Origin of the sequence: Occallatibacter riparius (assembly GCF_025264625.1) — a bacterium.
Classification (GTDB): domain Bacteria; phylum Acidobacteriota; class Terriglobia; order Terriglobales; family Acidobacteriaceae; genus Telmatobacter; species Telmatobacter riparius.
In genome coordinates this window covers 1,895,210-1,913,772 of record NZ_CP093313.1, presented here as the reverse complement: position 1 = coordinate 1,913,772, position 18,563 = coordinate 1,895,210, and the positions used below count along the sequence as shown (strand labels likewise).

Genomic DNA, 18,563 nt, shown 5'->3' with positions numbered 1-18,563 from the left:
TCGGCACAGGCCCCCAAGCGACTTCTTTCTGTCGCGAGGCATGCGGGGGGATCACCCCACCGCAACCGAGAATGGCGGCGAAGCCGCAGTGGCCCCACCGCAGGTGGCCAGCCGAGAATGGCGGCGAAGCCGCAGTGGCCCCACCGCAGGTGGCTTGTCAAGCCCCTTTTCGAAAAATAGTTTGTAAGTAGCCGAATTATCAGCTACATACAAATCGAAAATAATTGCCGATTTACCTTCGAGATATGTCACACTTAAATTAACCAGAAAAACACCGCCCGCCGGCGCCAAAACCGGCGGGCTTTTCTTTTGCCCAAAACCCAATCCGGGCCATGGGACCGGATGCCCCGTCCAAGCTCTGCTTGGGCGGGAAGGAACTACCGTGCCCTATCCTGTCGCCTTTTCCTGGCGACAGGGTGGGAAACCACGAACCCCACCCAGCCGGGTGCCGGGTGCCCCCGGTCCCTAGCTTTTGGGGACCGGGGAGGGATTCCCACTGCCGCACCAACCTCACCGCCCGGTGAGAAACCTCAACCGACAAAACACAGAAGGAACAAATCATGACCACTCCGGAACAAGCCGTACAGCGCTGCCTCGACGCCTACAACAAAGCCTGCGCCGAAGACGACGCACGCAACGACCACAGTCCTGAATCCCTTCGGCGGGTCAACCGCGCCTACCGTCGCGCCATGCCCTTCCTCACCCCTGCCACCATTGACGCCTTCCTGGCCTGCGTCACCCACGGCCTGGTGCTCGAAATCTTCACCACCGCCGAAGCTGCCAAACTCCTCTACGCCACCCAGGTCGCCGTAGGCTCCCGCCGCACCGCTCAACAACAATCGAAACCCCACCAAACCCAGCCGGCAGGCACCCCTACCCCCCTAGGCACGAATGGCGCCGAAGGCGCAGTGGCCCCACCGCAGGTGGCAAACGACAAGGAGAAAGCCCACGTCCAGGCCATGCTCGAGCAGATCCTCTCTGGCAAAACCATCCCTGAAGCCCCCCTGGCTCCCTGGAGGAAGGCACCCCCCACCCCCTCTCCCCTCACCAAGTCCGGCTTCGCCCTCCCCACCGCCAGCTAGCCGCTGAGTAGCTAACCGGCTGACCCGCTAACTAGCCAAAAGGAGCCCCCTGACCCACCATCCCTCTGTCGAGCCACCCCACGCAAACGAGCCACACAGGATATCCCTGCCCAAAATCCCCTAGCTCCGCCAGCACCGCTAACTCCGCTAGCTCCGCTGCCTTCCAATTAAGATCAATCCGAGGGCTTCATCTTGCCGAGACGCAGCGCAGGCCTACTCCTCTTCCGCCGCCGTAACGGCGATCTCGAGGTCTTCCTCGCCCATCCCGGCGGCCCCTTCTGGACCAAGAAAGACCTGGGCTCCTGGACCATCCCCAAAGGCGAATACGAACCTGACGAAGAGCCGCTAGCCGCAGCCCGCCGCGAGTTCGAAGAAGAGACTGGATTCAAACCCGACGGCGAGTTCCTCGACCTCGGCGCAGTCACCCAGCGTTCCGGCAAAATCGTCGCCGCCTGGGCAGTCGAAGGCGACTGCGACCCCGCCCAGCTCGTCAGCAACACCTGCCAGGTCGAGTGGCCCCCCCGCTCCCGCCGCCTGATCGACGTTCCCGAAGTCGACCGCGGCGCCTGGTACTCCATCACCGAGGCGCGCGAAAAGATCTTCACGGCCCAGGTCGCCTTCCTCGATCGCCTTATCGAGAAGCTGAGCCAGGAGCCGGACTAACCCCATGCGCCTCTTCATCGGAATCCCCATGGCGCCGGAAGTCATGGCCCAACTCGCCGCAGTCCGTGACGGCCTCGCCCGCCTCAACGACGGCCTGCGCTGGTCCGCCCCCGAAGCCTGGCACATCACGCTTCAGTTCCTCGGCACCACCACTCCCGGTCAGTACGATTGCGTAGTCTCGCATCTGCGATCGCTTCACTCTGCCCCGGTGCCCGTCAACCTCGAAGGCCTGGGCTTCTTCGAGCGCTCCGGCGTCTTCTTCGCCGGCGTACACCTCTCGCCCGAACTCATCGCACTGCAGAAGAATGTCGTCGCTGCCACCAGCCAATGCGGCTTCACACCGGAAGACCGGCCCTATCGCCCGCACATCACCCTCGCCCGCAACCGCGGCCGCGAAAACGGCATACGCGTCCTCAAGCCCCGTGTCGGCCCCACACCACAATTCGCCGCTTTCACCGCGAACGAGTTCCTGCTCTACGAAAGCTTCCCGAATTCGCAAGGCTCGCGCTATGAAGTACGCGCCCGCTTCGAGCCTACCGCAACGCAATAATCTCCAGGTGCCCACTGCGCCGCACGATGTTCACGCCGACGGTCTCCTCATAGCGCTCGAACGACAAATCCACGCACGCATTGCCCACCCGCAGATTCTCAATCCGCACCTGCTTCAGCGACTCTGGCAGCCTCGAGTGATGTAGAAACAGCTTCTGCTCTTTCGCGCGAATCTCCAATCCCAGGCATGCCTGCAACACCATGAAGACGGCGCCCGCCGCCCACGCCTGCGGGCTGCACGCTACTGGATACAGCGTCGGCCCCTTACCCGGCCGCCGCGCGAACCCGCAGATCAGTTCCGGCAGCCTGTGCAGATTCACCTTATCGGAAAGGTCGAATAGTCCCGAGAGCACTCCGAGCGCGAGCTCCTTGTCCGGCGACTTCAGTGCGCCCCACGCAATCACCGCGTTATCGTGAGGCCACATCGATCCGTTGTGATACGACATCGGATTGAACCGCTTCTCGCCCGTCACAATCGTGCGAATGCCCCAGCCCGAGTAGAACGCCGGCTCCAGCATCGCACCGCGCAACGCCCTCTGCTGCGCATCACTGGCAATGCCCGAAAACAAGCAGTGTCCTGCATTCGAACTGCGCACCTTGCATGGATTCTTCTCTCCATCCAGCGCCAGCACGAATAGCTGCAGCTCATGCGACCAGAACGTCTGCTGGAACTTCGTCCGCAGCTCCGCCGCCTGCTTCTCCAGCGTCTCCGCGAGCTGCGCCTGCCCCAAATCGCGAGCCACACCGGCAATGCCCAGCCTCGCTGCATACACATACGACTGCACTTCACACAGCGCAATCGGTCCCACGGCTAGCTTGCCGTCACTGTGAAACACCGAGTCGTTCGAATCCTTCCAGCCCTGTTGCACCAGCCCGTTATCGTTCTGGCGCGCGTACTCCACAAAGCCGTCGCCGTCGCGATCGCCATAGCGGTCGACCCACTCCAGCGCCGCCAGCACGTTGGCCCAGATGCTGCGCAGAAATTCCTCATCCGCGGTTCGCTCGTAGTACGCCGCGGCCAGCACCAGAAACAACGGTGTGCCATCCACGGTTCCGTAGTAGCGCCCGAACGGCACCTCTCGCAGCTCCGCCATTTCACCCTTGCGCAGTTCGTGCAGAATCTTGCCCGGCTCCGCGTCGCGCTCCGGATCGAAGCTTGTCGCCTGCGTCGCCGCAAGATACGACAACACGCCGCGCGCGACCTCCGGCGCCAGCCACAACAGCTCCAGCGCCGTAATGATCCCATCGCGCCCGAAAATCGTGCTGTACCACGGCACGCCCGCATACGGATAAGGCCCATACGGCGTGCGCGTAATCATCATCGCCAAATCCGACTGCGACCGCCGCAACCACGAATTGAAGCGCTCGTTGGACGTGTTCACGCCCACGTCGGCCAGGGGTCCAGCCGCGCGTTCCTGCACCAGCCCCTGCAGCGCCTGGTCGTACGGTTGCACCGCAACATCAAGGTCTTCCCGCAGGCACTCCGCGCGGATAGTCAGCACGGTTTCGCCCTGCGCCTCCAGGTGCAGCGGAATCCTGATTCCGCTTTCCTCCGCCTTGCACTCCGGGGCGTTGCATTCCACCCGCGTCGTGCGCCGGATCCGATCGAGCCCTTCGTACGAGAGCGAAATAGAACCGCGTTCGTACTCCTCGCCCAGCATCTGCCCGCGGTGCTTGCGCTTCTCGCCGCGAATCTCAAAAATGTCGGCGAAGTCCGCATCGACCTCGAGCGTCAGCTCCACTTCGATCGACTCCTCGTTATAGTTGTGAACCGTCAGCCGATCGTGGCACACGCCATCGGATAGAAACTTGGTCCTGTAAATGTGCAGCGTGCCGCGTGCCAAATTCTTGCCGGAAGCAAGTTGAAGGTCTGGATTCGTCAGGTCCACCGCGAACAGCAGGTTGTCCTCGCGAATCGTGGAGCTGAGCAGCAGGGGACGAACCCCGCAAAGCTTCAGCTCCAGGCGCGACAGGTGCCGCATCTCCAGGTGGAAGATGCCCTGCTGGCCGGTGCCCACAGGCTGAATATCTCCGCTGCGATCGAACACCGCGAAGGTGTCTCCATGCAGCAGCACGCGCGTGCGGTCGTCCGCCAGCGAAGAGTTGGCGCTGATATAGAACTGCTGCCCTACTTCAATTACATCCTTGCTAGCTGGATTCTTCAGCAATGGCATGAACTTTGCTCCCCAATTTGAGCTGGGTGCGCCGGTGCTTTAGCTCACTTTCAGCGTAAGCCCGGGACATCACGAACTGCAGGTTCCGCCCCTTAAGCAGCAACCCGCGCCTGCTCCGCAATCCGCTCGTAAACCTGCACGTAGTCCTCGCACATCCGGCGCGTACTGAAGCGCGTCTCGAAAACCTCACGGCATCGGTTGCGGCTGATCGTGGGGATGCGCTTCACGGCCTCCGCGGCTGCTTTCGCGTTGCGGACAATGAATCCGGTCACCCCGTCTTCCAGAATCTCCGACACCGCTCCGCCTGGAAACGCGATGACCGGAGTTCCGCATGCCAGCGATTCAATCATCACCAGCCCGAACGGCTCCGGCCAATTGATCGGAAAAAGCACCGCGTGCGCGTTCGAAAGAAAGGAGCACTTCTGGTCGTCCCCGATCTCACCAAGGAATTCGAGCTGCGGATCGTTCAGCAACGGCTTCACGTTCTTCTCGAAATACTTCCGGTCCGTCGGATCTACTTTTGCCGCAATCCGCAGCGGCAGACCCGTCATCTTTGCAATGCGTATCGCCGACGGCAAACCCTTCTCTGGCGACACGCGCCCCAGAAATGCCAGGTACTCTCCTTTGCTTTCACGCGCTGTGAACGCCTTTTCCGGCAACCCATGATGAACGGTAGCCACCCAGTTCGCCCACGACATCGGCGCCCTCTGCGCATCCGAAATCGACACCAGCCGCATGTCATTAAATTCTTTGAACAGGGGAAACAGGTCTGGAATGTCTAGCCGGCCATGCATCGTCGTCACCGCCGGAATTTGCCTGTCTCGTATCTGCGGGAACATCAGAAAGTCCGCATGCGAGTGGATCACGTCGAACTTGTGCGCTTCCTGCGCCACAATCTCAGCCTGCAACACATCCCACGCCAGCGGCCGCGGAATCTCCTGCTTCGAGAGCCTCGTCGCCTGCGGGCAAATCGCCTTCAACTTGCCCGCTGTCTTCGAGTCCCCGCTGGCAAACAGCGTCACATCATGCCCCTGACGCACCAGCTCTTCAGTTAGATACGAAACCACCCTCTCGGTGCCACCATAGAGACGCGGAGGAACGCTTTCCTGTAGAGGCGCAATTTGGGCAATCTTCACCGGGGGCTCTCCCTTTTCCCCATTGCTTGGGGGGTCGATTGCATGGATGCGCGTTGGCCTCGGAAATGTGGTTTTCAGTCTCGGCTTGCCATCGACGCTGTTTCACAGAGCGGTAGGGAACTGCCTTGACCGTGCGATTGGTAAAGTAACCCCCGCGTCCATTGGCTGCATCTCTAGCAACATGGCTTGGACCGACGCCCGGCTTCCCGGTGAATCTGCGTGCAGTTGCGTCATCGCCCCTTTGGGCACCGTTAGCCTTCCCATTAAGATGATGAGGATCAGGGCCCTGTTGTGCTGAAGCGCCACGCAATCCGCCCGCGTCGCGGCCAGGCCTGCACTGCCTGATGCTCGCAGCCCTTCCTCAACTCAACCCCGCCCGGAGAAGCAAGAGAACGTGAAAAAGCTCGCCAGCGCACTCGATCCCCTCTGGTACAAAGACGCCGTCATTTACGAGATTCACGTGCGCGCCTTTGCCGACTCGAACAACGACGGGATAGGCGACTTTCCGGGCCTCATGTCGCGCCTCGACTACCTGCAGGAACTCGGCGTAACCTGCCTCTGGCTCCTTCCATTCTTCCCTTCGCCCCTGCGCGATGACGGCTACGATATCGCCAACTACGTCGACGTAAACCCGTCTTACGGAACCCTCGCCGACTTCAAAGCCTTTCTCGACGCAGCCCACCAGCGCGGCATGCAGGTCATGATCGAGCTGGTCATCAACCACACCAGCGACCAGCACCCCTGGTTCAAGGCCGCGCGCCAGGCGCCGCCGGGCTCCCCCGAGCGCAACATGTACGTCTGGTCCGACACCGACCAGAGATTCAAAGACGCACGCATCATCTTTACTGATACTGAGAAGTCGAACTGGACCTGGGACGATGTCGCGAAGTCCTACTACTGGCATCGCTTCTTCTCCCATCAGCCTGACCTCAACTTCGACAATCCGCTAGTAATGGAAGAAGTGCTCAAGGCCATGCGCTTCTGGCTCGACATGGGCGTCGACGCCCTGCGGCTCGACGCGATCCCTTACCTCGTCGAGCGCGACGGCACCAACTGCGAAAACCTCGCCGAAACGCACGTAATGATCAAGCAGATCAGGGCCGCCATCGACGAGGGTTACGCGAATCGCCTGATCCTTGCGGAAGCCAACCAGTGGCCCGCCGACGTCCGCCCCTACTTCGGCGATGGCGACGAGTGCCACATGGCATTCCACTTCCCGCTAATGCCGCGCATTTACATGGCGCTCCGTCAGGAAGACCGTCTGCCCATCACCGACATCATGGCGCAGACGCCGCCCATTCCCGACAACTGCCAGTGGGGCCTCTTCCTACGCAATCACGACGAGCTCACGCTCGAAATGGTCACCGACGACGAGCGCGACTACATGTACTTCGCCTACTCGGCCGATCCGCGCATGCGCGTGAACGTCGGCATCCGGCGTCGGCTCGCGCCCCTGGTCGACAACAACCGCCGCCGTATCGAGCTACTGAACTCCATCCTGTTCAGCTTCCCTGGCACGCCCATCATTTATTACGGCGACGAGATCGGGATGGGCGACAACATCTATCTCGGCGACCGGAACGGCGTGCGCACGCCCATGCAGTGGACCGGTGACCGCAACGCGGGCTTCTCCAAGTGCGATCCCGCGCGCCTCTACTTCCCGGTCATCATGGACCCCATCTACGGCTACCAGGTCGTGAACGTCGAGGCGCAACTCAGCGATCAGTCGAGCCTTCTGCATTGGACGCGCAACATGATTGCGCTGCGTAAGCTCTTCCAGGTCTTCGGGCGGGGCACGCTCACATTCCTTAATCCCGCCAACCGCAAGGTGCTGGCCTATATCCGCGATCTCGATCTCGGCGATGGCACGCATGAGACGATCCTCTGCGTCGCCAACCTCAGCCGTTTCGCGCAGCCGGTCTCGCTCGACCTGTCCCAGTACGTCGGCATGGAACCGGTTGAGATGATCGGCTACGTGCAGTTCCCCACTGTGACCAGCGAACCCTATGCTTTGTCGCTCGCCCCTTACTCGTTCCTTTGGCTGGAATTGCAGCCGGCCGCCTCCAAGATCGACTCGCTGCCTGAGTTGCTCTCTGAATCGCCCCAGGAGATGGCCGCACACGAGCCCGCCGCGCTCGACATCCTGACCAAGGGCTGGGCCGGATTCATCGCTGGCCACGGCCTTCCGCTCCTCGAAACCGCAATCCCGGCGTGGCTTCCCCGGCAGCGCTGGTTCGGCGCAAAGACCCGCAAGATCGTCAACGTGAAGGTCCTCGACTGGGCCGAACTCCCCGCGGCCATCGCTGCCAATACCGAGTTGCTGCCCGTAGGCGATCTGCCTGCCGACAGCTCCATTCCTCCGGCGCTCTTTTACGTCGAAGTGAATTACGGCGAAGGTTCTTGCGATGTCTATCAGGTCCCGCTGGCATTCAGCACCGGCTCCGCCGCCGAACAAACCGCGGCCGAACGCCCGCTGAGCGTCGTGACCACCATGGCCACGCCGGTAGGCCAGGGCATTCTGCACGACGCAACCGTGCGCGAAGACTTCCGCCAGCTGCTTCTCTCGCTCATCGAACGCAACGGCTCACTCGATCTGTCCACGCTCCACTCCGCTGCTATTGAAGTGGCGGCCTCGCTCGCCGCAGCATCCACAGGCCACTCCGCCCGCGAAGCAGCCGCCACCGGCGAAGCCGACGAGCTGCTTGCCCACCCCGATCGCGCAACACACAACCCGCCCGGACCCGGCATGGTGCACCTGCGTCCCCATGAGGTGTTCCCCGAGCCGGCAAACCCCGCAGTCGCACCGCCCTCGCCTCATCCTCAGCACGACGGCGACAACATTACACCGCACCCCCTCGCCGGCGTGCCGGTTGAGCCCTTGCCCATCACTACGCAGCCCGGAGAAGCCGCCACACCGCCGCGGTCCGATTCCACGACGTCTCCCTCAGGACACACGCAGCGCCACCAGCCGCGCGAGTCACCCTCAGCCGGCAATTTCAAACCGCGTGCCGGATTCCTTCACGCGCAAGCATCCAGGGCCTTCGAGTCCGCGCGCGGCGATCAGCACCTGCCCGCCCGCGTAGGCTCGGCCGAGCAGTCCAATACGTCCATCCTTTACGGCAAGCAGATCATCCTCAAGCTCTTCCGCCGGCTCCAGGCGGGCGAAAACCCCGATGTCGAGATCGGCCGCTTCCTGACCGAAGCGACGCATTTCCAGCACATCGCCCCGTTTCTGGGCGAGATCAACATCATCCCCTCAGCGGGCGAAAAAACAACCGTGGCGATGATGCAAGGCCTCGTCGAAAACGAGGGAGATGGCTGGCAATGGTTCCTCGACCAGTTCTCCGACTTCTTCTCGCGAGTTATCTCCATCCCCGCGCCAACCTCCGCCCCAGCGCAATTCACCGCGAATACCGAGCCCGCGGCCGAATTGAGCGAAAACACTGGTGCGACCCTAGAAGCCGCAGCATTACTCGGTCGCCGCACCGCCGAGATGCATCTGGCCCTCGCCACCCCTGCAGACGACTCGGCCTTCATCGCAGAGCCGTTCACGCCCGAAGACCTGAACCGCGACGCCCTCCGTATCGAAGAGCAGATCAGGTCGGCTTCCGATGCTCTGAAGGGCAAGCTCGCTTCCCTCCCGGAAGACATCGCCGACGATGCGGCACAGCTCCTTTCGCGCCGCCGCGAGTTGTTGTCTCGCGCGCGCTCCATCTTCACGGGCGAGGCAGCCGGCCAGAAGTTCCGCATTCACGGCGACTACCACCTCGGCCAAACCCTGCGGACTGCTCCGAATGCTTCGCAACCAGGCGGTGACTTCGTTATGCTTGATTTTGAAGGCGAGCCGGCCCGGCCACTGGCCGAGCGCCGCCGTAAGCAGTCGCCCCTGAAAGACGTGGCGGGCATGGTCCGCTCGTTTTCGTATGCAGCGTTTTCAGCCTTGGATCGTTTCCGCAGCGCTCATCCTGACCGTGACGGCGCGGCAGAAAACCTGATGCAGTGGTCACGTGCCTGGGAATCGGCCGCCGTGGCTGCATTTCTCCAGGCCTACCGCAAGACCATGGCCACTCGTCCCGAGCTGCTACCGCCGGAAGGGCGCGCGCAGGATCTTCTTCGGGCGTACCTTCTCGAGAAGGGCATGTATGAGGTCCTCTACGAGCTCGATAACCGGCCCGCATGGTTGCGCATTCCGCTGACCGGCATCCTACATTTGTAAAGGCCCTGTGCGCATCCGTTAGATACTTATGGCGACAGCAGATCCCATCCCCGACCTGTCCGGACCGCAGACGCCCGCTGGCTATGCGCTTCTGGCCCTTCTCCCGCCATTGCCGCAGGACCAGCTGGAGAGCACTCTCAGCCGCCTCGCTTCGGTCGTCCCGCCGGAAGAGCTGGTGGTTGCAGCCCAGAACGGGGCCGGTGGCGAGACTCTGGCCACCATGCGCATCGTCGAGGCGCCGCCCACGCGTGTCACCTGGACCCTGACTGCCGCCGACTTTGCGAACGCAGCCGAACTGGCGCGCAAGCACGAAGCACGCGCAGTCCTCGTGCTTGGACCGGAGTGTGCGTCGCTTGAGTCGGCGGCCCTGGGGCGGCTGGCCTCAGCCGCCATGAACGGCTCGGCCGATCTGGTGCTGCCGCACTACGATCTGCCCGCGAACTCCGGCCTGGTGAACTCGGCCATCCTCTACCCGCTCACGCGCGCTCTGTTCGCCACACGCGCGCGCTTCCCTGTAGCTATCGACTTGGGATTCAGCCTGCGCATGGCCGACCGCATGGCCAGCGCAGCCCAGCGCTATAACGCAATCGGCCAGGACGACGCCATGTTGTGGCCGGTTTCCGAGGCCGTCATCGCCGGATATTCACTCCTGGAGGTCGACGCAGGCTTTCGCGCCACTCCGCAGCCGCCCGATCCTGACATCCGCAGCATACTGGCGGCCGTTGCCGGCTCCCTGTTTTCCGATCTCGAAGCGAAAGCCGCGTTCTGGCAGCGTCCGCGACGCCTCCCGCCAGCCCGCGTCGCTCCCCCGGCATCCAACAGAAACGCCGAAAACCCGCCCGATGTTGCCTCCATGGTCGACCGCTTCCGCCTGGCGTACAGCAACCTCCAGGAGATCTGGTCGCTAGTGCTGCCGCCACATTCCCTTCTGGGATTGAAACGCCTTTCGCTCATGGATCCTGCCAGCTTCCGCATGCCGGAGAATCTCTGGGCACGCATTGTCTACGACTTCCTCATCGCCTTCCGTCTGCGCACCATCAACCGCGGCCACCTCATGGGAGCCCTCATTCCGCTCTACCTTGCGTGGGTGGCCGGACACATCAATGTCACGGCCTCTGGCGGCAATCCGGAACGCCATATCGAGGCTGTCGCGGCCGCCTTCGACGCCGACAAACCATATCTGGTCTCACGCTGGCGCTGGCCTGACCGCTTTAACCCGTGACCGGACTGAGTACTCTGCCCATGCTCGACTTCGTTTCAAGCCGGTTAATCGCAACACAGATTCAAGGAGGCTCAAGTGCCGACTCCCTCAACTGATTTGCCGATTGCCTTTCTTCGCGGGCTAGCCGAGGCAAACCCGCCGCTCTACTCCGATAATGCCTCCGTCTGGCACCACATCACTGGCTCGCTCCAGAACTCTGTCTATCGCGTACTCGGGCTGCTCATCGCTGTTCTACCTGGAATTGTCGCGTTCTTTCTCGCCGTCGTTATCTTCACTCTGCTCGGCATGGCCATCTCCGCAGTAATGCGCAGGCTGCTGGTCTGGGTTCGCTTCGATGAACGGCTGACACGCAATCGATCTGACTGGACACCTTCCAGCTCACCGACCGAACTGTTCGCCCGCGCTTCGTTCTGGACCTGTGTTCTGCTTGGACTGCTGATCGGCGTATCGGCGTTTGACGCATCCTATTCAAGCGCCTCCAACGTGCCCATTCTGCTGCTTCCTTATGTCACCCACGCCATCGGCGCACTGATTGTCCTGCTGGCTGGCCTGTTGATTGCGCGATTCCTGGCCCGCTCCGTACTCATCAGCGCCGTCAACGCGCAGCTTCATTACGCGCGTTTCCTGTCGCTGGGGGTGAAGTGGCTCGTGCTGGTGCTTACCGCCGCCATGGTGCTCGACCACCTCGAGATCGGCGACCGCATTGTTGAATTGGCCTTTGGAATTCTCTTCGGCGGCATCGTGCTCACGCTCGCCCTGGCAGTGGGCCTCGGTTCACGCGATCTTGTCACAAGGTCCCTCGAACGCGGCGTGGAGCGCGCCTCCGAGCACCCGGTCATTCCAAATATCCCGCCGGGCCCCGGAACAACCGAGACGTTCCGGCATTTCTAGAGAAATCTCCGGGTAGCTGTGTCCCGCTCCTGCCCGTTGCATCGCATTAGCGGCTGATCAGCCCGAATGCTGCCTGGATTGGAAAGCGGGCTTCACAGGACTCGGAAAAACTTCACCGAGGCCAATGTTTTGAGAGGGCACGGCTTCACAGGTGCTGAAAAGGCCTATTCGGAACAGGTCTTGTATCAGGGGCTGCCTTTAGGCAGCCCGCATGCGCGCCCCTCAAACTCAATTGGGGCTTCAGCCCCCGTCCGGACACAGCGACTATGGAGATGCCTTGGTCAAGGGGCGAGGTCGCGAAACAAACTGCAGATCACTTGCGGCCTTGCGATCCTGGGCTTCGCTCATGAACATTGCCCCGTGATCGTCCGCACAGAATCCGCCGATGTTACTGACGCATACTCATCTCCTGCCGGACTTAGGCGATCAGCCTCGGTCCGGCATTCGGGTCTTGAAGGGCACCCCCCTACCCCCCACCCCCCCTGAGGGAACTGGGCTACTAGCTTCGACAGGGACATTGGGCTTTGGCGTAGGCTCATTTACCCCCCACCCCCCTCCCCCGCCGGTTCTAATAGAATCAACAACTTGCTTGCTCTGATTGCGGACTGAATCGATCCGGAATCCCAAGTAGGCCCTACTCATCGCCGTTGTGGATGTAGCACTCGTGAATCGCATCGGCCGGCGCATTCGGCCACTTCGCACTCATCAGATCCTGTTCGCTCAGTTCCTTCAGCGCAAAGTCGATCGTCCCATCCGGATGCACGGTCCCCTGCACGAAGCCGTAGATCATGGTCTTCGCGCCCTTCTTGGCGCTCTTGGGCAGAGCATAACGATGCGCCCCGGCCGACCCGATGATCATCCCGGGCACAACCTTGGTGGTGTGCTGCTTCCAGTAAGCAGTGTCGTAGATGTTCGGCGAATAGTAATGCGAGTGGCTTGCGATCAGGTACACGTGCTTGCCCGCCGCCTGCGCCCCGTAGAACCAGTGGTAGACCATTTCGCCCGTGCGCTCGCCAAGCTCCCAGTCGTCCATCGCGTGCTCTGCACCTGTGGAGTGCGGCAGCGCCTCATGCGCCCCGGCAACAATCGCATTCACTCCGGAGCCCGGCGCGAGGTCGTGGTCGAGCACCGCGCGCAGCCAGCGCAACTGCTCGTCTGTGAACTCGTCCTTGGTGGAATTGTCGAGCGTGATGAAGTCCACGCCATTCTCCACCCAGTGATACCAGGGCCCAACCGGTGCAGCATCCGTTCCGTCCTTCTTCCGCGTCTCAGCGATTTCCGGCCGATCGAGGAAGCGCGAGAACTTGATGGTGTAGCCGTCGCGCGTCATCGGCGGATGCGTATCGTGATTGCCACGTCCGAGAAACACCGGCAAGGGCGCAAACGGCGCCATCTGATGTTCAAGAAAGTCATCCCACGCTGTCTTGTAATACTCGTCCGCGGTCAGCCTCTTCCCAGCAGGCTGCATAGACGCCATATCTTGGTCCGGCTCCTTGCCCATCACGCGGAAGTCGCCCAGGTGCCAGTAGAAGGAGTCCTTCTCCGCCTTCACTTTCGCGGCAATGGCCGGCATGACGAAGTCGCCGCAGTTGCGGCTGTCGCCGGAAACGGCAAATGTCCACGTGGAAGCGGAGCTCTGGGAGAAGGCAATCGGGGTCATCAAGAGGCAGGAGATCGCAAGCACGAGGGGAAGCTTGAGCTTCGACATGCCCACAGCATAAATTGCGCGGCTGGCTTCGGAGTTAAATCCTGATGAGCTGCATGAGATCACTTCAGCTGAATATAATCAGATTGCTGAGCAATTGAGGCCCAATTTCGAGAGCTCCGCAGGAGTGTATCCCATGTCCGACTTCCCGCACGCGATGCTCCGCGAAATCTTCGAGCAGCCAGACGCCATCCGCCGGACCCTCGATCTCTACACCAGCGGACACGCGCTTAAGGGCGACGCCTTCGCCCCCATGGCCTCATGGCTGAACCCGCGCGGCGAAGTGCTGATCGCCGCCAGCGGATCGAGCCGACATGCGGGACTCGCCGCAGAGATCTTGTTCGAGGACCTGTGCGGGCTCGCCGTGGACGTGGAGTACGCCAGCGAGTGGGGCTGCCGCGGCACCGCTAATCCTCGCCACCCCTCGGTGCTGGTCATCTCGCAGTCGGGTGAAACTTCTGACACCCTCGCGGCCCTTCGGCAGGCGCGTGACCGCCGCGAACACACTCTGGCCATTGCCAATGTGCCGGGCAGCTCCATGCTGCGCGAAGCCGGCGCAGCCATGGTGTTGGCGGCCGGTCCGGAGAAGGCGATTCCCGCGACGAAGAGCTTCACCTGCCAGTTGACCGCGCTCTATCTGCTGGCGATCTTTATGGGCCGTGAAACCGGCGCAATGGATGCGGCCGAGGCCGATCGCCAGCTCCGCGAACTGCAAGCTGTGCCCGCGCAGATCGAGCGGCAGCTCGAGAATTGGCGCGCCACGGCTCAGCGCCTGGCGAGCGCCTACGCGGATGCCAGCACATTCCTCTATCTGGGTCGCGGCATTCACTACGCCATTGCCCGCGAGGGCGCGCTCAAGATGAAGGAGTCCTCGTATGTGCACGCCGAAGGCTATCCCGTGGGCGAACTCAAGCACGGCCCCAATGCCCTGGTGGGCGAGAATGTCCCCCTTGTAGTGCTGGCCACGGTGGATCGCGGCAACGAAGACTCAACGCTCCGCTACGAGAAGACACTCCAGCTCCTTGACGACATGAAGAAGCAGGGTGCGCGTGTCATCGCGCTGGCCAACACCGGCGATGAGCAGGTGCGCGCGCTGGCTACCGACACAATCGAGATCGAGGCAGCCGGCGAGTACCTCCTGCCCATCATGGAAGTGATCCCGCTGCAGCTCTTCAGCTACTACATGGCGCTGGAGCACGGTGTCGATGTCGACCGCCCGCGCAACCTCTCAAAGGCCGTCATCGAGTTGTAGCCTCCAGCTTTATTTCGATTTGTCGACGGCCGCGTTGCGAACCGACGCGGACAACGAATCAAGGAAGGTTGAGGACATGGCCCGGGGTACGTCACCCTGGGCCATGTCGGGCGAGCCTCCTCCGCGAAGGCCCAGTTGGGCCAGAGCCTCCCGTAGCATACGGCCGCAGTCGAAGTTGAGGTCACGGCTGCGCGCCAGAAACACGCGCACGGGATCGGCGTCATTCGCGCAGAGAATCACGGCCGTTGAGACCGCCGCTGCCGCGGTGCGCGACGCCAGCAACCGCACAGAATCGCGATCGCGATCTTTGAACTCGCGCACAATCACCCTGATGCCGCCGGCGAGCGGCGCCTCTGCAACCAGCTTTTCGGCGTGAAAAACTGCCAGCTCTTCGCGCAGTTTCTGGCGCTCCTTCGCTCCGGCTTTTCCTTCCGCCAGCAGCCGGGCAACGGTTGCGGGCAGCTCTGGAGCGCCGGTGGAAAGCAGGGCGCCGGTTTCGTCCAGGATGGCGGCGTTGGCGCGAGCGGCGCGAATTGCGCGGAATCCGCAGAGGAACTCGACACGCACGCCGCGGCTGACCTTCTCCACTCCGCGTATCTGCAGGCCGCCGATCTGCCCGGTGGAACGAACATGGGTTCCGCCGCAGGCGTTCAGGTCGCAGTCGGCAATGTCGACGAGACGGATGGAGCCCGCCCTTTCAGGCAATTTGCGGAGGTCACCCGCGGCGAGCAGGGCCTGAGCCTCTTCGGCGGACACGTATTTTGTTGTGACCGGCCGGTCTTCCGCGATGATTTCGTTCGCGATCTGCTCAACCCGTTCAAGACTGTGCTCAGGCAGATTGGCGCAGGTCAGATCAATGGTGGAGATCTTCTCTCCCAGATGGAACGAGACTGTGCCGGCCTTGAGTTCGCGCGCGAAGACCGCAGACAGTAGATGCTGCCCTGTGTGCTGCTGCATGTGGTCAAAGCGGCGCTGCCAGTCGATCTGACCTTCGACATGGGCACCCGCTGCGAGCGGTGTGCGCGCAAAGTGCCAGACAGCGCCCTGCTCATCCTCTTCTACCTCTTCTATTGGGGTCTCTGCTCCATCGGGCGTTCGCAGCACGCCCGTATCGAAAGGCTGTCCGCCGCTGGTGGGGTAGAACGCTGAGTGATTCAGAGAGATTTGCCAGACGGTATCGCCGGTGTTGCCCGCGAGCTCACGAACGCCGGTCACCTCGGCGGCAAACGTCTTGAGAAACGAATCGGAATAGTAAAGCCGCTCTGTTTGTTGCAAAGTCTTTAATCTCCAACTGCACTTCTCGGCTGATTCTTGCAGCGCGCCGGATGAAAGCAGGCGATCAGCCCGCATACAGTTTATTGCGCGCGACGTACCGTGTGATTCACTGGAGAGGTAGTTACCAGGGGATGCGAGATGTTTGAACAGAGCAGGCGGAATTTCCTGAAGGCCTCGAGCCTTGCGGCGGTGGGTGCAGCGCTGGTTGACACTGAGGCGACGGCTGAGCAAGCGAACACGGGGACGGCAGCGGCACAGGGCTCCGATCCAAAGCGCCCGACCGATCTGGCCGGCCTGGTCAACATTCTTCAGGGCACGGACTCCGACTACTACTTCTCGCGCGGCAACACACTGCCCATCGCGGCGCTGCCGTTCGGCATGGCGCACTGGACACTGCAGTCGCGCAGCAACTCGGCGTGGATGTTTCAACCGGGCGACCGGCGCATCCAGGGGTTTCGGTGCACGCACCAGTTGAGCCCGTGGCTGTCGGACTACGGTCACGCGATCTTCATGCCCTTCTCCGGCGAGGCTAAGCCCGAGCCCGATGCGCGCTCATCGTCCTATCGACCTGAGGAGGCCATGCTCGCACCGCACTCGCTGCGGCTGAAGCTGTTGCGCTGCGAGGCCGATGTCGAGCTTGTCCCCACCACTCGCTGTTGCCTCCTCAGAGCGAACCTTCCGGATGGATCCGCGCCTGGCCTCATGATCGAAATTCCGGGCGCCACCGGCTCAATCGTGCCCGACCCTTCGAAGCGCTTCCTCCGTTTCGAATCCCGCGCCAACTCCGGAGGCGTCCCCGAAAACTTCGCCGCGTATTACACCGTCTACTTCAAGGACCCCTGGGATACCTTCGACGTCAAAGAAATCCACGGCGCACGCGTCGTCATTGTGCATTTCAAGGCCGCGCATCAGGCCATCGAAGCCCGCATAGCCACCTCCTTCATCTCCTTCGAACAGGCGCGCCGCAATCTCGACCTCGAGCTCGGCGCCTGGCCGGCGGCAGAGCTACGCGCCCGCGCCGCAGACATCTGGAACGAACACTTGGGCCGGATCGAGATCGGCGGAGCCAGCGACGAGCAGCGGCGCACCTTCTACTCCTGCATGTACCGCGCGCTACTATTCCCGCGCACATTCCACGAGCCTGACGAGAACGGAAAGCCGCATCACTACAGCGCATTCAACGGCAAAGTCGAACCGGGCGTGATGTACGCCGATCACGGGTACTGGGACGTATACCGCGCGTGGTATCCATTCATGTCGCTCGTCTTTCCCGAACGTCTCGGCGAAATCCTGCAAGGCTGGGTCAACGCCTATCACGAAGGCGGATGGATGCCGCAGTTCCCCGCGCCCGGATATCGCGCCTGCATGTCTGGCAGCCTGATCGATTCGCTGTTTGCCGATGCAGTCATGAAAGATATCGCCGGCTTTGATCGCGCGGCGGCCTACGAGGGCCTGCGCAAGCACGCCACCCAGCCCGGCAATCCGGACAAGGGCTATGGCCGGCAGGGAATTGAGTACTACCTCAAAATGAACTACCTGCCCGCGGATCACGTGGAGCAGTCCGTTGCCGAAACCGCGGACGCAGCCTACGGCGACTTCTGCATTGCGCAAATTGCGGCAAAGCTGGGGAAGCAGGATGACGCGACGATGTTCCTCAAGCGCTCGCAAAACTGGCGCAACATCTTCGATGCCGAGACGAAATTCTTCCGCGGCCGCAATCAGGACGGAAGTTGGCTTACGCCGTTCGATCCTTTCCAGTGGGGCAGTCCCTACGAAGAGGGCGCCGCCTGGCAGCACCGCTGGAATGTGCCGCACGACGTGCCCGGCCTGATTACCGCAATGGGTGGCGACAAAGCGTTCGCGGCGGAGCTGGACAAGATGCTCGCGCTGCCTCCCACGTTTCACGTCGGCGTCTACGGGCAGGAGATTCACGAGATGTCAGAGATGGCCGCTCTGCCCTTCGGCCAGTACATGCACAACAATCAGCCGGTGCACCACGTGCTGTATCTGTTTGCCGCGGCTGGACGCGCTGATCGCACGCAGTACTGGGTGCGGCGCGTGCTGAACGAAGCCTACTCGCCTGCGAACTTCAGCGGCGACGAGGACACGGGGTCGATGGCTGCGTGGTACATCCTGAGCGCGCTTGGATTTTATCCGGTGTGCCCTGGCAAACCCGAGTACACGCTGGGCAGCCCGCTCTTCCCGCATGCGACCATTCATCTTGCCAATGGCAAGACACTTGATATCGACTCGCCATCGAATAGCGCGAAGACTCCCTATGTGAACTCCGTGACGGTGAATAGCTCTGAGCATCGTTCTGTTGCCATCGACCATGCGGCGCTGGCGAACGGCGCCCGGATTCGCTTTCAAATGAGCGATACACCTGTCGCGAAATAAA

At 62.0% G+C, this 18,563-nt stretch carries 13 protein-coding genes; 8 read left to right on the top strand and 5 right to left on the bottom strand.

The window, feature by feature from the left end:
* Positions 1-51 precede the first annotated feature (51 nt).
* On the bottom strand, positions 52-324 hold the full coding sequence (locus MOP44_RS07575; protein WP_260795394.1) for a hypothetical protein: 273 nt from the start codon (positions 322-324) through the stop codon (positions 52-54).
* Between the two features lie 236 nt (positions 325-560).
* On the opposite strand from MOP44_RS07575, the gene MOP44_RS07570 reads away from it, so the two are divergent.
* From MOP44_RS07570 to thpR, 3 genes are all read left to right on the top strand, one after another.
* The gene (locus MOP44_RS07570; protein WP_260795393.1) at positions 561-1,082 is read left to right on the top strand and encodes a hypothetical protein; all 522 of its coding nucleotides are present in this window, start codon (positions 561-563) and stop codon (positions 1,080-1,082) included.
* Positions 1,083-1,274: 192 nt separating this feature from the next.
* Positions 1,275-1,745: an NUDIX domain-containing protein gene (locus tag MOP44_RS07565; protein ID WP_260795392.1), complete on the top strand. Its 471-nt coding sequence runs from the start codon at positions 1,275-1,277 to the stop codon at positions 1,743-1,745.
* Positions 1,746-1,749: 4 nt separating this feature from the next.
* Positions 1,750-2,295 (top strand): RNA 2',3'-cyclic phosphodiesterase, encoded by a 546-nt coding sequence (thpR, locus tag MOP44_RS07560; protein WP_260795390.1) that lies wholly within the window; start codon positions 1,750-1,752, stop codon positions 2,293-2,295.
* Here thpR and MOP44_RS07555 read toward each other — a convergent pair.
* Together MOP44_RS07555 and MOP44_RS07550 are read right to left on the bottom strand one after the other, a co-directional pair.
* Positions 2,279-4,468: an amylo-alpha-1,6-glucosidase gene (locus tag MOP44_RS07555; protein WP_260795389.1), complete on the bottom strand. Its 2,190-nt coding sequence runs from the start codon at positions 4,466-4,468 to the stop codon at positions 2,279-2,281. The genes thpR and MOP44_RS07555 overlap by 17 nt on opposite strands.
* A 92-nt stretch (positions 4,469-4,560) precedes the next feature.
* On the bottom strand, positions 4,561-5,604 hold the full coding sequence (locus MOP44_RS07550; protein WP_260795388.1) for a glycosyltransferase family 4 protein: 1,044 nt from the start codon (positions 5,602-5,604) through the stop codon (positions 4,561-4,563).
* A gap of 394 nt (positions 5,605-5,998) precedes the next feature.
* Here MOP44_RS07550 and treS point away from each other — a divergent pair, with 394 nt between their 5' ends.
* The 3 genes from treS to MOP44_RS07535 all read left to right on the top strand — a co-directional run bounded on the left by treS (position 5,999) and on the right by MOP44_RS07535 (position 11,933).
* Complete coding sequence (gene treS / locus MOP44_RS07545) at positions 5,999-9,820, top strand: maltose alpha-D-glucosyltransferase (protein WP_260795387.1); 3,822 nt, start codon at positions 5,999-6,001, stop codon at positions 9,818-9,820.
* 28 nt (positions 9,821-9,848) lie between these two features.
* The gene (locus MOP44_RS07540; protein WP_260795386.1) at positions 9,849-11,042 is read left to right on the top strand and encodes a hypothetical protein; all 1,194 of its coding nucleotides are present in this window, start codon (positions 9,849-9,851) and stop codon (positions 11,040-11,042) included.
* Positions 11,043-11,117: 75 nt separating this feature from the next.
* The gene (locus MOP44_RS07535) at positions 11,118-11,933 is read left to right on the top strand and encodes a hypothetical protein (protein WP_260795385.1); all 816 of its coding nucleotides are present in this window, start codon (positions 11,118-11,120) and stop codon (positions 11,931-11,933) included.
* 634 nt (positions 11,934-12,567) lie between these two features.
* Here MOP44_RS07535 and MOP44_RS07530 read toward each other — a convergent pair.
* Entirely contained in the window at positions 12,568-13,641 is a 1,074-nt protein-coding gene (locus tag MOP44_RS07530; protein ID WP_260795384.1) for a metallophosphoesterase family protein, read from the bottom strand.
* Between the two features lie 133 nt (positions 13,642-13,774).
* On the opposite strand from MOP44_RS07530, the gene MOP44_RS07525 reads away from it, so the two are divergent.
* Positions 13,775-14,890, top strand: a complete 1,116-nt coding sequence (locus tag MOP44_RS07525; RefSeq protein ID WP_260795383.1) for an SIS domain-containing protein — start codon at positions 13,775-13,777, stop codon at positions 14,888-14,890.
* 9 nt (positions 14,891-14,899) lie between these two features.
* On the opposite strand, the gene MOP44_RS07520 is transcribed toward MOP44_RS07525, so the two are convergent.
* Positions 14,900-16,240: an alanyl-tRNA editing protein gene (locus tag MOP44_RS07520; protein ID WP_260795381.1), complete on the bottom strand. Its 1,341-nt coding sequence runs from the start codon at positions 16,238-16,240 to the stop codon at positions 14,900-14,902.
* A gap of 63 nt (positions 16,241-16,303) precedes the next feature.
* Here MOP44_RS07520 and MOP44_RS07515 point away from each other — a divergent pair, with 63 nt between their 5' ends.
* Positions 16,304-18,562: a GH92 family glycosyl hydrolase gene (locus MOP44_RS07515; RefSeq protein ID WP_260795380.1), complete on the top strand. Its 2,259-nt coding sequence runs from the start codon at positions 16,304-16,306 to the stop codon at positions 18,560-18,562.
* The last annotated feature ends 1 nt before the right edge of the window (position 18,563 follow it).